Origin of the sequence: Azospirillum sp. B21 (assembly GCF_008364825.1) — a bacterium.
Classification (GTDB): Bacteria; Pseudomonadota; Alphaproteobacteria; order Azospirillales; family Azospirillaceae; genus Azospirillum.
The window spans coordinates 327,659-343,410 of sequence record NZ_VTTO01000001.1 but is presented as its reverse complement, the minus strand read 5'-3'; the positions used below and the strand labels follow the sequence as shown (position 1 = coordinate 343,410).

The following is a 15,752-nucleotide window of genomic DNA, read 5'->3' as shown; positions in this document are numbered from 1 at the left end:
AAGGCGGGGGAGGGAAGGGGCCCATGGCGCAGCCATGGGAAGGGAGGGGGCACTTACTCCCCCGCCGACTCCTAAACCTCGATCACCATCCCATCATACGCCGGCTCGACCCCCTCCGGCAGGATCCGCCGCAGGCTGTCGTAGTCCATGCTGTTGTCCATGTGGGTCAGATAGGCCCGCCGCGGCTGCACCCGTTCGATCCATTCCAGCGTCAGCGCCAGATGCGCATGTACCGGATGCGGCGGCTCGATCCGCCCGCAATCGACCACCCAGGTGTCCACCCCCGCCAGCGCCGCGAAGGCCCGCTCGTCCAGCCGCACAACGTCGGTCGAATAGGCGAAGCCGCCGAACCGGTAGCCCACCGTCCGCATATAGCCGTGGTCCTGCTCGAACGGCGTCACCTCCAGCCCCTTCACGTTGAACGGGCCGTCGATGCGATGTGTCTTCAGCACCGGCCGGTAGAAGGGGTAGCCGTCGGGCAGAGGATCGAAGCAATAGGGGAAGCGTATCTCGATGTCGCGCAGATGTTCGTCCCAGCCATAGGCGTCGATCGGCGCATGCATCTGCCGGCAGATCTCGCGCAGTTCGTCGATGCCGTGGCAATGGTCGGCATGCTGGTGGGTCCACAGCACGGCGTCCAACCGCGCGCAGCCGCTGTCGAGCAATTGCTGCCGCAGGTCGGGGGAGGTGTCGACCAGAACCGACACGCCGTTCCGCTCGACCAGCACCGATGGGCGCATGCGGCGGTTCTTCGGATTGGCGGGGTCGCAGCGGCCCCACTGGCCACCCGGCACCCCGGCGATCACCGGAACGCCGCGTGACCCGCCGCAGCCAAGGACGGTCACGCGCATCGCGCCGGGTGAAATGCCGGTTGATGCGCCGTCCACACTCATGCAGCCGCCTTGCCTGGAGCGGCCTTGTCGAACAGACGGAAGAAGTTGTCGGTGGTCACGCGCGCCAGTTCCTCCGCCGACACGCCCTTCACCTCGGCCACGCAGGCCGCCGTGTGGGCGACATAGGCCGGCTCGTTGCGCTTGCCGCGGAAGGGGATCGGCGCGAGGTAGGGCGCGTCCGTCTCCACCAGGATGCGGTCGATCGGCACGTCCTTCACGATGGTGCGGAGATCCTCCGACTTCTTGAAGGTGACGATCCCCGACAGCGACAAGGTGAAGCCGTACTCCACCGCCTCTTCCGCCAGCGCCCGGCCGGAGCTGAAGCAGTGCAGCAGCCCCTTCACCGGCTGTCCGGCCGCTTCCTCCTTGACGATGCGCATGGTGTCGTCGTCGGCGTCGCGGGTGTGGATGATCAGCGGCAGGCCGGTTTCCAGGCTGGCGCGGATGTGCCGGCGGAAGCACTCCTGCTGCTGGTCGCGCGGGCTCTTGTCGTAGAAATAGTCGAGCCCGGTCTCGCCCAGCCCGATCACCTTGGGATGGCGCGACAGCTCCACCAGCTTGTCGACGGTGGTGATGGCGAACTCCTCCGCCGCCTGATGGGGATGGACCCCAACCGAGCAGAGGATGTCGTCATAGCGTTCCGCCACCGCCAGGATGCGGTCGAAGCGGCTGATATAGGTGCAGATGGTGACCATCCGCCCGATGCCGGCCTGCCGGGCGCGGTCGACGACCGCGTCCAGCTCTTCGGCGAAATCGGGAAAGTCCAGATGGCAATGGCTGTCGACGAGCATACTGGAAACTCAGGCCTTCGGTTCTTCGACGTAGCGCGGGAAGACGCCCTGCGGCGTCGGCAGCGGCGTGCCGGCGACCAGCGCCCCCGACGGCCCCAGCGTGCCGAAGCCGCGCGCATCCGGTCCCAGGGCCAGCAGGTCGAGGATCTTGGCGGAAGAATCCGGCATCACCGGCTGGGTCAGGATCGCCAGATGGCGGATCGTCTCGGCCAGCACATACAGCACGGTCGCCATGCGCGCCGGATCGGTCTTCTTCAGCGCCCAGGGGGCCTGTTCGTCGACATAGCGGTTGGCGTCGCCGACCACGGCCCAGATGGCATCCAGCGCCTTGTGGAAGGCCTGCGCCCTGATCTCCGCCCGAACGATGTCGAGGATGCCGTAGGCGGAGCCCAGCAGCGCGTTGTCCGCTTCGGTGAACGCACCCGGCGTCGGCACGGCGGCGCCGCAGTTCTTGCCGATCATCGACAGGACGCGCTGCACCAGATTGCCGTAATCGTTGGCGAGGTTGCCGTTGATCCGGTTGACCATCTGCTTGTGCGAGAAGTCGCCGTCATTGCCGAACGGCACTTCGCGCAGCAGGAAATAGCGGGTCTGGTCGAGGCCGTAGGTGTCGACCAGCGTGTCCGGCGCGATGACGTTGCCGAGAGACTTCGACATCTTCTGGCCTTCGATGGTCCACCAGCCATGGGCGAACACGCGCTTGGGCGGCTGCAGACCGGCGGCCATCAGGAAAGCGGGCCAATAGACGGCGTGGAAGCGCAGGATGTCCTTGCCGACCATGTGCAGGTCGGCCGGCCAGTACTTGGCATACTCGCCCGTCGTGTCGGGATAGCCGACGGCGGTGATGTAGTTCGCCAGCGCGTCGAGCCAGACATACATGATGTGGGCGTCGTCGCCCGGCACCGGGATGCCCCACTTGAAGGTGGTGCGGCTGACCGACAGGTCCTTCAGCCCCGACTTGACGAAGGACATCACCTCGTTGCGCTTGCCGGCCGGCGCGATGAAGTCCGGGTTCTGTTCATAGAACTCGATCAGCCGGTCCTGCCAGGCCGAGAGCTTGAAGAAGTAGGACGGTTCCTCCACCCACTCGCACTCGGCACCGGTGGGAGCGATCTTCTTGCCCTCGGCATTGGTGGTCAGCTCGTCTTCGCCATAAAAGGCTTCGTCGCGAACCGAATACCAGCCGGCGTAGGACCCGAGATAAATCTCGCCCTTCTCCTTCAGCACCGTCCACAGCGCCTGCACCGACGTGACGTGGCGCGGCTCGGTGGTGCGGATGAAGTCGTCGTTGGAATAGTTCATCAGCGACACGAGATCGCGGAAGTTCTGCGACACCCGGTCGGTGAAGTCCTGCGGTGGAATGCCGGCCTTTTCCGCCGACTTCTCCACCTTCTGGCCATGCTCGTCGGTACCGGTCAGGAACTTCACGTCATAGCCGTCGAGGCGCATGAACCGGGCGAGGACGTCGCAGGCAAGCGTCGTGTAGGCGTGGCCGATGTGCGGCACGTCGTTCACGTAATAGATCGGCGTCGTCAGATAGAAGGTCTTCGGCCCGGCCATTTGCGGCACTTTCTTCCAGTAGGTTTGTCGGCTCGTCTCGAAAAAACGCTAGGCGGCGGCCGTTTCCAGCGCCGACAGGGCGTTCAGGACCACCTGCTTGCGGTCCAGGTTTGCGGATTCCGCGCGCGCGAAAAGACGCTGAACCTTTTCCCACACCTCCACCCAACGTTCAAGGCCGCGGGCATTGGCGAGCCGGGTCATCAGGGCGGCCTCGCCCGGCACCACCTCCGCCGGCCAGGAACCACGGGCGAGAGAGCGGGCGAAGCGGGCCAGCCACCAGACCAGCAGCTCCGTCGCCGTCTCGAACATCCCGTCGTCCTGTTTGCGGGTCAGCTTGTCGCCGAAGGCGTGGGCCGCGACGATGTCGATGCGCGGCAGGTCGGACAGCAGCCCGATCATCTCGCGGTAGAGCGCCAGCCCGCCCGCATCGGCCAGATCGATGGCACGGCCGACGCTGCCCTCCGACAAACGGGCCAGCGCCGGGCGGTCGTCGGCGGCGATGTCCGGCCGGTGCCGCCCCAGCAGGTCGATCACCGTCTCTTCCGGCAGCGGCTTCAGCGTCAGCTTGCGGCAGCGCGAGCGGATGGTCGGCAGCATCCCGCCGGGATTGTCGCTGACCAGCAGCAGCAGGGCGCCGGGCGGCGGCTCCTCCAGGATCTTCAGGATGGCGTTCAGGCCGCTCAGGTTCATGCGGTCGGCGCCGTCGATCACCGCGACGCGCCAGCCGCCTTCCGCCGAGGTGCGGCGCAGGAAGGGGCCGATCTTGCGCACGTCGTCCACCGCGATGTCGCGCTTCAGCCGGTCCTTCTTCTCGTCGCGCTGGCGCTCGACGGTCAGCAGGTCGGCATGGCCGCCCGACGCCACCCGGCGGAACACCGGATGGTCCGGCCCGATATGCAGCGACGTGACCGGAGCGGCACCCCCCGATGGTCCGCCGAACAGGCTGTCGCCCGGCTGTTCCTGCGCCAGGACGAAGCGGGCGAAGCGGAAGGCCAGCGTCGCCTTGCCGATTCCCGGCGTCCCGCCGATCAGCCAGGCATGCGGCAGCCGGCCGGAGTTCCAGGCTTCCAGCAGCAGCCGTTCCGCCTCATCATGGCCGACGAGATCGGGGTTGCGCCGGGGGGCGAGCGCCTCCTCCGCGGCCGGAGCGGCGGATGCCGATGTGCGCGCCTTGCTCACGGTCTCAGCTCCAGCCCCAGCCGGCCCGACACCGCGTCCCGGATGCGCGCCTGCACGGTGTCGAGGTCGGCGTCGGCATCCACCACGGCACAGCGGTCCGGCTCCCGCCGGGCGATGTCGAGGAAGCCGTCGCGCAGCCGCTGGTGAAAGCCGATGTCCATCCGCTCATAGCGGTCCTCGCCGCCATGGCGCGCCACCGCGCGGCGCAGGCCGGTCTCGACATCGATGTCGAGGATCAGCGTCAGGTCGGGGCGGAAGCCGCCCAGCGCCGCCGTCTGCAGCGTCTCCACCAACTCGCGCCCCAGCCCCAGCCCATAGCCCTGATAGGCCATGGTGCTGTCGAAGAATCGGTCGCACAGCACCCAATTCCCGGCCTCCAGCGCCGGCCAGACCCTGCGCTCCAGATGGTCGCGGCGGGCGGCGGTGTGCAGCAGCGCCTCCGTCACCGGGCTCCAGCGGCCGGTCTCGCCGGTCACCAGCAGGCCGCGGATCTCCTCCGCCCCCGGCGATCCGCCCGGCTCGCGCGTCGTCACCAGCTCGACGCCGCGGGCGCGCAGCGACTCCCGCAAGGTGTCGGCCAGTCGGCGCAGCTGCGTCGACTTGCCGGCCCCTTCGCCGCCTTCCAGCGTGATGAAGCGCCCGCGATGTGGAGAGGTCGGCATGGTCGTCACGGTCACAGGCTGTTGCCGAAGACGAGATACTTGGCGGCGGCGAAGGCGCGGCCGAAGATGCCGGCCTTCGGCACGTCCTGGGCGGCCACCACCGGCACCTCCTTGCCCGGGAAGCCGGGGGCGGAGATCATCAGCTTGCCCACCGTGTCGCCCTTCTTGATCGGCGCGGCGACCGGGGCGTTGCTGACCAGCGACACCTTCATGCCGGGGCGGTCGGCGCGGCCCATGGTGACGCTCAGGTTCTGCGGCACGGTGACGGGAACGGTCTCCTGCTCGCCCAGCCAGACCGGCACCTGTTCGATCGTCTCGCCACCCTTGTAGAGCGTGTAGGATGCGAATTCACGGAAGCCCCATTCGATCAGCCGGGCCGATTCGTCGGCGCGCGCCTGCATGCTGGGCAGGCCGTTGACCACCAGCAGCAGGCGACGCCCCTCGCGCTCGCCCGACGCGGTCAGGCCGTACCCGCCGGCGTCGGTGTGGCCGGTCTTCATGCCGTCAACGTCCATGCCGCGATACAGCAGCGGGTTGCGGTTGCCCTGGTTGATGCCGTGATACTTGAACTCCCGGATCGAATAATAATGGTAGTATTCCGGGTAGTCCTTGATCAGGTGCTCGGCCAGCATCGCCAGATCGCGGGCGGTCATGTAGTGGTTGGGGTCGGGCCAGCCGGTCGAGTTGACGAAGTTGCTGCCCTTCAGGCCAAGCTCGCGCCCCTTGCGGTTGGCCTGCTCGGCGAATGAGCCCTCCGACCCGGCCAGACCTTCGGCCAGCACGATGCAGGCGTCGTTGCCGGACTGGACGATCATGCCCTTGATCAGGTCGTCGACCTTGATGTTGTTGTGAAGCTCCACGAACATCTTGGAACCCTGCATCCGCCAGGCCCGCTCGCTGACCGGCAGCGTGCTCTCCAGCGTCAGGCGGCCGGCCTTGATCGCCTCGAAGGTCAGGTAGGCGGTCATGATCTTGCTCATCGACGACGGCGCCATGCGCTCGTCGGCGTTCTTCTCGAACAGTACGGTGTTCGAGGTGAGGTCGACCAGGATCGCCTGCTTGGCGATGGTGTCGATGGTCGCGGCCTGGACGGACACCGCGGTCATGCCGGCGCCTATCGTGGCCCCGGCCATCGCGATCCCGGCCGCGACAGCGACGGAACGGCCGAAAACGGCGCACAGGCGGACGACAACAGCGTTCATGGCAACAATCCTCCAAGGGCACTCGGTCACAGGCGCTCGGCAGAGCGATCGGGGTGGATAACGGATGGCCGGATCAATCCACCACGATTTTGGCCTCCGTAAGGCCGGCCTGTATGATCTGGTTGAGCAGGGTGTCGGCACGATCGACGCTGTCCAGCGGCCCGACCCTGACGCGATGCAGGGACATGCCGCCCGACCGCGTCAGGCTTACGCTGGCACGCTGGCCCATGGCGGACAGCCGGGCGCGGGCCTTCGCCACATTCTCTTCGCTGCCGTAGGCGCCGACTTGCACATAGATCGACTCCCGCGGCTTCACCGGCAACTGCGCCACCACCGGCGCCGGTACGAACCGGCCTTCCGACATGCTGCCGGCGACGGTGGCGGGCGGCGGCACCGGGGCGCCGACCACCGCCGGGCGCGGCGCACCCGTCGACGCTGAGATCATCGTGACCGGCCCGGACGGTCCGGTCACCTCGATCCGGCCGCGCGGGGCGGCCTTCGGCGGCGGGCCGTCGATCTCCGCCAGCAGCGGCGCCGGGGTTCCCTGGCGCGCGGCGGCGGCGATGGCCCGGCTTTCCTCCGCCAGAATCTGCACGCGGACCTTCGCCGTGCCGGGACCGTCGAAGCCCAGCAGCTGGGCGCCGCGGCGCGACATATCGATGATCCGGCCGTTGGCGTAGGGGCCGCGGTCGTTCACCCGCACCACGATGGAACGGCCGTTGTCCAGGTTGGTGACGCGCACCAGGCTCGGCATCGGCAGGGTCCTGTGCGCGGCGGTCAGCTCGTCCTGGTCGTAGATCTCGCCGTTGGCGGTATTCTTCTCATGGAAGCCGGGCCCGTACCAGGACGCGATGCCCGTCTCGTCGTAGGTGTAGTCTTCCTTGGGATAATACCAGACGCCGGCGATCTGATAGGGCTTGCCCACCTTGTAGATGCCGCTGGTCGGCAGGCCCGAGCCGGTGCCGGCCGGCTTCTGCGCACAGGCGGCGAGCGTTGCCACGCCGACCAGCACGACGATCCTGCCCACCCCGCGCCAGCGACGCATCCGCCAAACCCCTCGATCTCCCGGTCGCCTCGAACCGCCAAGGCGGCGGCACTCTAGCGGAGTGGCACGGCCGCGCCAATGCCCGGAAACGTCGGGAAACACGATGACACAGGCGGGGGACACAGGCGGAGTATGACCCTGAAGATCAGGGCGCCGGGAACAGCGCCTCGGTGCGGCCCATCATCCAATAGGCGGTCAAGCCGATCCATTCCCGCACCGCATCGTCGAGGATCACCAGATTCTGGCCGAACTCGAAGCGCAGATAGGGTTTGGCGCCGGTGCGGGTGCGGTAATCGACGGGGTAGGGGATCACCTCCCAGCCGACGGCACGGAAGATGCCGACCGACCGCGGCATGTGCATGGCGGAGGTGACGAGCACCCAGCGCTCCCCCGGCGCCGGCTTCACCATATCCTTGCTGAACACGGCGTTTTCCCAGGTGTTGCGGGATTGCGCCTCGTAGATCACGCGGTCGTCGGGGATGCCGGCCTGCGCCAATGCGGCGCGGGCGGTCACGTCCTCCTTGTATTCCTGCCCCAGCAGCCGGCCCGACCCGCCGGTAAAGACCGCCTTGGCATCGGGGTGGCGGCGGACGAGGTCGGCGAAGCCCAGGATCCGCTCCGCCGCGTCGTTGAGAGAGGGATCGCCGCGGTCGGCGGTGATCGGCGGGTTTAGGGCGCCGCCCAGCATGATGATGCCGTCGATGCGCCCTTCCGGCTCGATCCTGGCGAAACGGTCTTCCAGCGGCAGCGCCACCAGCGCGCCCAGCCCGGTGTAGGTGACCAGAAGCAGCAGGACCGCCGCCAGCGTGACCATCCGCTTGCCCGCCCGTTGCCAGCGCCGTGTCCGCAGCAGCAGCGCCCCCATAGCCACGGCCAGAACCAGCGCATTGCCCGGCGCCACCACGCCCCAAAGCAGCTTCGACAGGATGAAGGACAGCACCGGACGGTCCATGGCCGTGGAAGGGAGGCCAGCATAAGCGCGGCGGTCGCCACGGGGCAACGGCGCTAAACTCCCAAATCCCCCTCTCCCCCCCGGGGAGAGGGTCGGGGTGAGGGGGATGCATTGGGTGGAGTCGATTGGAGAGCGGAGTGCCCGATCCTCGGCAGTCCACGCCGCGCTTCCCCCTCACCCTAACCCTCTCCCCGGGGGGAGAGGGGATCCACACGCGCGCTGCAACCCTCACGCCGCCGCCTTCACCGCCACCCGCCGCTCCACCAGCCGCAGCCCATGCGCCCGGTACTGCGCCTGGACGATGGACGCCCAGCCCATGCGGATCAGCGTCAGCTTCACGGGATCCGACACGTCGTCGCCGGTGACGAGGTCGGTGACCTGCCACATCAGCGTGTCGTCCACCGACCGCGGATACATCGCCGCCACCCTCAGAAGCCGCGCCATCAGCGCCGCCGTCGATTGGCGGCCCAGGCCCCGTTCGGCCAGCGTCAGCGCATCGTTCAGCGCCGCCAGTTCCCGCCGCGCCTTCACCGAGGCTTCGCCCACCGCGCGACCTGTGCTCTTCCCGCCGGTCATGGTCAGTCTCCCCTGTTCCGATCCATGGGGGACAGTCTGTCTCCGCAATCCGGGTGCCGCTGTGACGGCCGTCACTCCGCCATGGCGGCGGGGCTGGTTTTCCAGTGCGGGCGTGCTACCTGAAGGCTTTACCGCTATAGTGCGAACGCCGCGGCCAGTCCGGATCGCCCGAAAGCCGCCAGAATGCCGAGGTTTTCCCCGACCGATGCTGTCCGCCCGCTCCAAGACGCCGACTCCGCCCGAATTGCCCGCGCCGGCCATCCCGAACAAGCGCGCTATCATCTCCCGCCGCCAGCTGTCGGGGGAGCTTGAGGATCTGGTCGCCGAACACGGCACCGGCGACAAGCTGCGCCCGGCGCTGATCGCCTGCCTGCGCAAGGCGCTGGCCGAGGGGCGGGCGGAGGTGCGGCGGCGCTTCGACGACGGCGGGTCGGGCGAGCAGTGCGTGCGGGAGAACTGCTACCTCGCCGACCGGGTGGTGGGCACACTGGCCGACTTCACCGTCCGCTTCATCTTCCCCACCGCCAACCCGACCTCCGGCGAGGTGTTCGACGTTGCGGCCACCGGCGGCTACGGCCGCGGCGAGCTGGCGCCCTTTTCCGACATCGACCTGCTGTTCCTGCTGCCCTACAAGCGCACGCCGCGGGTGGAGCAGGTGGTCGAATACATGCTCTACATCCTGTGGGATCTGGGGTTGAAAGTCGGCCATGCCGTGCGTAGCGTCGACGACTGCATCCGCCAGTCCAAGGCCGACGTCACCATCCGCACCGCCATTCTCGAATCGCGCTATCTCTGGGGTCCGGGGAAGCTGTTCGCCGAGCTGCGCAAGCGCTACGACAAGGAGGTCGTCGCCGGCTCCGGCCCCGAATTCGTCGAGGCCAAGCTGGCGGAGCGCGACAACCGCCATCTGAAGATGGGCGACAGCCGCTATGTGCTGGAACCCAACCTGAAGGACGGCAAGGGCGGCTTGCGCGACCTGCAGACCCTGTTCTGGATCGCCAAGTACCTCTACCGGGTCGAGGGCGTCGACGAGCTGGTCGGCAAGAAGGTGCTGACGCCGGAGGAGGCGCAGCGCTTCGCCAAGGCGCAGAACTTCCTGTGGACCGCGCGCTGCCACCTGCATTACCTGACCGGCCGCTTGGAAGACCGCCTGACCTTCGACGTCCAGACCAGCATCGGCGCCGCCATGGGCTACACCGACCATGCCGGCACCAAGGGCGTCGAGCGCTTCATGAAGCACTATTTCCTGGTCGCCAAGGATGTCGGCGACCTGACGCGCATCTTCTGCGCCGCGCTGGAAGCTGAGTCGAAGCGCCCGCCCAAGTTCAACCTGCTGCGCCTCGCCTCCGTCGCCCGGCGCAAGGACGTGGACGGCTTCATCGTCGACGGCGAGCGGCTGAACGCCCGCAGCGACAAGCAGTTCAAGGAACAGCCGATTGACATGATCCGCCTGTTCCATACCGCCCAGATCCACGACATCGACATCCACCCGGCGGCGCTGCGCTCCATCACCCGCTCGCTGTCGGCCATCGGCCCGAAGCTGCGCAACGATCCGGAGGCCAACCGGCTGTTCCTGGACATCCTGACCGGGCCGAAGGATCCGGAGATCACGCTGCGCCGCATGAACGAGGCCGGGGTGATGGCCCGCTTCATCCCCGATTTCGGCCGGGTCGTCGCGCAGATGCAGTATGACATGTACCATGTCTACACGGTGGACGAGCACACGCTGTTCGCCCTCGGCATCCTGCACAAGATCGCCTCGCGCGAGCATGCCGACGAGTTGCCGCTGTCCACCGAGGTGATCCACAAGGTGGTGTCGAAGCGGGCGCTCTACGTCGCCGTGCTGCTGCACGACATCGCCAAGGGCCGCGGCGGCGACCATTCGGTGCTGGGTGCCCGCGTCGCCGAGAAGCTCTGCCCGCGCCTTGGCCTGACGGCGGAGGAAACGGAAACGGTGGCGTGGCTGGTGCGCTGGCACCTCGCCATGTCGCACACCGCCTTCAAGCGCGACCTGGAGGACGACAAGACCGTCCGCGATTTCGTGGCGCTGGTCCAGTCGCCGGAACGGCTGCGCCTGCTGCTGGTGCTGACGGTGGCGGACATCCGCGCGGTGGGGCCGCAACGCTGGAACAACTGGAAGGCCACGCTTCTCCGCGAACTCTACAACCGTTCCGAAGAGGTGATGTCCGGCGGCATGACGGTGGAGGGCAGGGGACGCCGCATCCAGGCCGCCCAGTCGGCGCTGCGCGCCGAGCTGACCGACTTCGACGACGCCGCCTTCGAGCATCACAAGGGCCTGGGCTATCCCGGCTATTGGCTGGCTTTCGACACCGACACGCTGGCCCATCAGGCCCGCATCGTCCGCGATGCCGAGCGGGAGCAGCGTCCCCTGACGGTTGAAACCCGCGTCGACCGCGGCCGCGCGGTGACGGAGGTGACGATCTACGCCACCGACCACAGCGGCCTGTTCTCGCGCCTTGCCGGGGCGCTGGCCGCCTGTGGTGCCGACATCGTCGATGCCCGCATCTTCACCATGACCAACGGCATGGCGCTCGACGTCTTCTCCGTCCAGGACGCCGCCGGCGGCGGGGCTTTCGAAAGCGGCGACAAGCTCGCCAAGCTGTCGGTGATGATCGAGAAGGTGCTGTCGGGCCAGTTGAAGCCGCTGAACGACCTGTCCACCCGCCGCACCACCCAGGCCAGCCGCACCCGCGTCTTCCATGTGCCGCCGCGCGTGCTGATCGACAACAACGCCTCCACCACCCACACGGTGATCGAGGTGAACGGCCGCGACCGACCCGGCCTGCTCTACGACCTGACCCGGGCGCTTTCGAACCTGACCCTGCAGATCAGCTCGGCCAAGGTCTCCACCTTCGGCGAGAAGGCCATCGACGTCTTCTATGTGAAGGACGTCTTCGGCCTGAAGGTGACGCATGAGGGCAAGCTGGCGAAGATCAAGGAACGCCTGCTGAGCGCGCTGGACGATCCCACCGGCGACGCCCCGCCGCCTGCCACCGTGAAGCGGACGCGGACGAAGGTGACGGGGGCATAGAAACCCCTTCCCCCCGGAGCGGTAACCCTCTCCCCCCGGGGAGAGGGCTGGGTGAGGGGGACGCACATGCCGAACCTCCCCCGAAGTCCCGCCGCGCATCCCCCTCACCCTGACCCTCTCCCCGGGGGGGAGAGGGGATACGCCCCGGAAAACGACGCTCTCACGGCGCCATGAACACGCTGACATGGCGGCCGACTTCGCCGCTCGTCTGGTCCTTGGCGATCACCGCCACATCCGTCGAGCCGGACTTCACCGCCGCCGCCGGCACCTTCACGAACACGCGGTAGGTCGCAACCGAGTCGGCCTCCGCCCGCAGCGTCAGGCTGCCGCCGCTGCCGGCCTCGTCATTGCCGGCCACCGACAGATGCGCGTCGCGCAGCCCATCGACCGTCACCGCATAATTGCGGGCGATGTGCGTCTTGTTCAGCACCTTGATGGTGTAGGCGTTCTGCACCGATCCGTCGGACAGCGTCACGAACAGCGGCGCCCGGTCGCGCAGCACGCTGACGTCCAGCGTCGGGCGCAGCACCAGGGCGATCGCCATGGCGCAGGCCACGACGAGCATGATCAGCGAATAGATGACGGTGCGGGCGCGCACCAGCTTCACCCGTTCCGGCTTGCCGTCGATCTTGGCGATCTGGTTGGACTGGGTGTCGAAGCGCACGAGGTCGATGGGCCGGCCGATCTGCCGCATCACGTCGTTGCAGGCATCGACGCATAGGCCGCAGCCGATGCAGGAGATCTGCTGGCCTTCGCGGATGTCGGTGCCGGTGGGGCAGACATGGACGCACTGCTTGCAGTCGATGCAGTCGCCCAGCCCCGCCGCCTTGCGGTCGTCCCAGCTCTGCGACTTGCGCAGCGGCGCGCGGCCCTCGCCGCGCCAGTCCTCATAGGTGACCAGGAAGGTGTCCTCGTCGACCATCGCCGACTGGAAGCTGCGCCACGGGCAGACATAGATACAGATCTGCTCGCGCGCCCAGCCGGCGAAGAAATATGTCGTGAAGCTGAACAGCGCGATGAAGGTTGCCACGCCGCTGGTGATGTTCCCATGCAGCAGGTCGTTCATCAGCGTCGGCGCGTCGTTGAAGTAGAAGACCCACGCCCCGCCGGTCATCACCGAGATCGCCACCCACGCCGCATGCTTGGCGGTCTTGCGCGCCAGCTTGGCCCCGGTCATCGGCGCCTTGTCCAGCCGGATGCGGGCGGTGCGCGGCCCTTCGATCTTGCGCTCCACCCACATGAACAGGTCGGTCCACACCGTCTGCGGGCAGGCATAGCCGCACCAGATGCGCCCGGCCAGCGTGGTGGCGAAGAAGATGCCGAAGGTGCCCAGGATCAGCAGGCCGGTCAGGTAATAGACCTCCTGCGGCCAGATCTCGATCCACAGGAAATAGGCGCGGCGCCCGACCATGTCGACCAGAACGGCTTGGTCCGGGATGCCCGGCCCGCGTTCCCAGCGAATCCACGGCGTGATGTAGTAGATCGCCAGCAGCACGATCAGGGCCGCCCATTTCAGTTGGCGGAAGCGCCCCTTGACGTCCGCGGCATAGACTTTCGGGCGGTTGATGAACCAGTGCCGGCCCGGCTCCTCATGCGGCTCGGTCTGGGCCGGTGCGGCTTGCTTGGCCGCTTGAGCGGGGCGACGGGTGAGGGTGGAGTCGTCTTGCGGAAGGGACATGGCGTGGTTCCTCGGCCGTCAGCGGCACGGGTGGCGTCAGCTTCGTCCCTTCTCCATAAGACTTCCGTCATGAAGCCGCATTGCGCGATGTCAATCCGGCCCCGGCTTTATCCATTCTGTCCGCGCAGTTCCGCCAGCCCGTCGTGATAGGCGCGGTCGAACAGGGCCTCCAGCCGGGCGTCGGTGCCGCGCAGGCCGGCGACCACCGCATGCGCCCATTCGAAATACTCGACCTTGCGCGACAGCGGCCAGTCGGCGGGCGGGCTGTGCGCCATAGAGCGCAGGTTCGACACCTTGTCGGCCAGCTTCACCAGCTTCGCCCGCGTCGAGGCATGGGGCGCGGCGTCGATCTGGTGCTGCTTGCGCTCGGCCTTCGACATGCGCTTGTCGTCGGTGGTCTCGGCGACGACCTGCACCACCTCCACACCGAACAGCTGCTCGATCTCCTCATAGCTGGCGTCGGTGTCCTCCAGCGTGTCGTGCAGCAGGGCGGCGATCACCACGACCGGGTCCTTGCCCGCCGTCGCCTCCGCCACCAGCAGGGCCACCTCCGACAGGTGGTTGACATAGGGCTCGGCGCGCACGCCCTTGCGGCGCTGGTCGATGTGCTTGTGCGCGGCGAAATCCAGCGCCCGCGCGAAATCGAGGAGGGGGGCGTTCGGCAATGAAGCGTTTGGCAGGCTCATGGTGTTCTCTCGGCTGGGGTATTACTCTCCGCTTGGTAGGACCGTGCGAAGGACCGCTCTCATGTTCACGAGTTTCTTCTTCGATCTGCGCAAGGCCGGCGTCCCCGTCTCGCTGACGGAGTACCTGACGCTCATGGAGGCCATGAAGCAGGGCACCGCGTCCTTCCGCGTCGAGGATTTCTATTACCTCAGTCGTGCATGCTTGGTTAAGGACGAGCGCAATCTCGACCGCTTCGACCGCGTCTTCGGCGCCACCTTCAAGGGCCTGACCGACGACACCCCCGCCGGAGAGGAGGTCCCCGTCACCGACCTGCCGGAGGAATGGCTGCGCAAGCTGGCCGAACGCTTCCTGACCGACGAGGAGAAGGCGCAGGTCCAGGCGCTCGGCGGTTGGGACAAGCTGATGGAGACGCTGGCCCAGCGCCTTGCCGAGCAGAAGGGCCGGCACCAGGGCGGATCGAAATGGATCGGCACCGCCGGCACCTCCCCCTTCGGCGCCTACGGCTACAACCCGGAGGGCGTGCGCATCGGCCAGCACGAGAGCCGCCACCGCCGCGCCGTGAAGGTGTGGGACCGCCGCGAGTTCAAGAATCTGGACGACCGGGTGGAAATCGGCACCCGCAACATCAAGGTGGCGCTGCGCCGCCTGCGCAAATTCGCCCGCAGCGGCGCGGCCAGCGAACTGGACCTGCCCGGCACCATCCGCGCCACCGCCAACAACGCCGGCTGGCTCGACCTGAAGATGGTTCCGGAGCGGCACAACACGATCAAGGTGCTGCTCTTCCTCGACATCGGCGGCTCGATGGACGACCACATCCGGCTGGTGGAGGAGCTGTTCTCCGCCGCGCGCAGCGAATTCAAGCACCTGGAGCACTTCTACTTCCACAACTGCGTCTATGAGGGCGTCTGGCGCGACAACGCGCGGCGCCATACGGAGCGCATGTCCACCTGGGATGTCCTGCACACCTATCCCGCCGACTACAAGCTGGTCTTCGTCGGCGACGCCGCCATGAGCCCCTACGAGATCGTCTACCCCGGCGGCAGCGTCGAGCACTGGAACGAGGAAGCCGGGCAGGTGTGGATGCAGCGCCTGCTGTCGGTCTACGGCAAGGCGGTGTGGCTGAACCCGACCCCGCCGCAATACTGGGACTACACGGAAAGCACCCGCCTGCTCCAGCGCCTGATGGGCGGGCGCATGTTCCCACTGACGCTGGAGGGGCTGGACGGGGCTATGCGGGAGTTGGGGAGGTGAGGAGCAAGAGGAGAGTCTTGAATACTATGGTTGGATATTTTTCCGGCTGTTTTCATTTGGTTGGTTGTTGAAAAATCGGACGTAATTAGCTAATTTTATGAGGTATCATATATTCTTCTCATGGGGAGTATAATGATTAAGACCGCTTCTTTCAATTGATGTTGGCGAGTAAAAATTCGTTGTGCCTAATATTTTTGTGAAATAGACGACAAATCTTATCAGCA

At 67.1% G+C, this 15,752-nt stretch carries 13 protein-coding genes; 2 read left to right on the top strand and 11 right to left on the bottom strand.

Annotated features, from left to right (window positions below):
* Positions 1-71: 71 nt before the first annotated feature.
* The 9 genes from FZ983_RS01630 to FZ983_RS01590 form a co-directional block, all read right to left on the bottom strand.
* Positions 72-893 carry an MBL fold metallo-hydrolase gene (locus FZ983_RS01630; protein ID WP_149221888.1) on the bottom strand — a complete coding sequence of 274 codons (822 nt, stop codon included), beginning with the start codon at positions 891-893 and terminating at the stop codon, positions 72-74.
* Complete coding sequence (locus FZ983_RS01625; RefSeq protein ID WP_149221887.1) at positions 890-1,684, bottom strand: TatD family hydrolase; 795 nt, start codon at positions 1,682-1,684, stop codon at positions 890-892. Before FZ983_RS01625 ends, FZ983_RS01630 begins: the two co-directional genes overlap by 4 nt.
* Positions 1,685-1,693: 9 nt before the next feature.
* Positions 1,694-3,253: a methionine--tRNA ligase gene (gene metG, locus FZ983_RS01620; RefSeq protein ID WP_149221886.1), complete on the bottom strand. Its 1,560-nt coding sequence runs from the start codon at positions 3,251-3,253 to the stop codon at positions 1,694-1,696.
* A gap of 39 nt (positions 3,254-3,292) precedes the next feature.
* The gene (locus tag FZ983_RS01615) at positions 3,293-4,423 is read right to left on the bottom strand and encodes a DNA polymerase III subunit delta' (RefSeq protein WP_149221885.1); all 1,131 of its coding nucleotides are present in this window, start codon (positions 4,421-4,423) and stop codon (positions 3,293-3,295) included.
* Positions 4,420-5,085, bottom strand: coding sequence for a dTMP kinase (gene tmk / locus FZ983_RS01610; RefSeq protein ID WP_149221884.1), 666 nt, complete (start codon positions 5,083-5,085; stop codon positions 4,420-4,422). The genes FZ983_RS01615 and tmk overlap by 4 nt, the downstream gene beginning before the upstream one ends.
* 11 nt (positions 5,086-5,096) lie before the next feature.
* Positions 5,097-6,287: a D-alanyl-D-alanine carboxypeptidase family protein gene (locus FZ983_RS01605; RefSeq protein ID WP_149221883.1), complete on the bottom strand. Its 1,191-nt coding sequence runs from the start codon at positions 6,285-6,287 to the stop codon at positions 5,097-5,099.
* 73 nt (positions 6,288-6,360) lie between these two features.
* Positions 6,361-7,332 (bottom strand): septal ring lytic transglycosylase RlpA family protein, encoded by a 972-nt coding sequence (locus tag FZ983_RS01600; RefSeq protein WP_149221882.1) that lies wholly within the window; start codon positions 7,330-7,332, stop codon positions 6,361-6,363.
* A gap of 145 nt (positions 7,333-7,477) precedes the next feature.
* Positions 7,478-8,272 (bottom strand): YdcF family protein, encoded by a 795-nt coding sequence (locus tag FZ983_RS01595; protein ID WP_247883527.1) that lies wholly within the window; start codon positions 8,270-8,272, stop codon positions 7,478-7,480.
* A gap of 240 nt (positions 8,273-8,512) precedes the next feature.
* Complete coding sequence (locus FZ983_RS01590; RefSeq protein ID WP_149221880.1) at positions 8,513-8,860, bottom strand: hypothetical protein; 348 nt, start codon at positions 8,858-8,860, stop codon at positions 8,513-8,515.
* A 205-nt stretch (positions 8,861-9,065) separates the two neighbouring features.
* On the opposite strand from FZ983_RS01590, the gene FZ983_RS01585 reads away from it, so the two are divergent.
* Positions 9,066-11,912, top strand: coding sequence for a [protein-PII] uridylyltransferase (locus tag FZ983_RS01585; RefSeq protein ID WP_149221879.1), 2,847 nt, complete (start codon positions 9,066-9,068; stop codon positions 11,910-11,912).
* 160 nt (positions 11,913-12,072) lie between these two features.
* On the opposite strand, the gene ccoG is transcribed toward FZ983_RS01585, so the two are convergent.
* Both ccoG and FZ983_RS01575 read right to left on the bottom strand, forming a co-directional pair.
* A complete protein-coding gene (gene ccoG, locus FZ983_RS01580) occupies positions 12,073-13,590 on the bottom strand; it encodes a cytochrome c oxidase accessory protein CcoG (protein WP_149221878.1) in 1,518 nt (505 codons plus the stop codon).
* A gap of 107 nt (positions 13,591-13,697) precedes the next feature.
* Positions 13,698-14,276, bottom strand: a complete 579-nt coding sequence (locus FZ983_RS01575) for an HD domain-containing protein (protein WP_149221877.1) — start codon at positions 14,274-14,276, stop codon at positions 13,698-13,700.
* A 61-nt stretch (positions 14,277-14,337) separates the two neighbouring features.
* On the opposite strand from FZ983_RS01575, the gene FZ983_RS01570 reads away from it, so the two are divergent.
* The gene (locus FZ983_RS01570; protein ID WP_149221876.1) at positions 14,338-15,528 is read left to right on the top strand and encodes a VWA domain-containing protein; all 1,191 of its coding nucleotides are present in this window, start codon (positions 14,338-14,340) and stop codon (positions 15,526-15,528) included.
* The last annotated feature ends 224 nt before the right edge of the window (positions 15,529-15,752 follow it).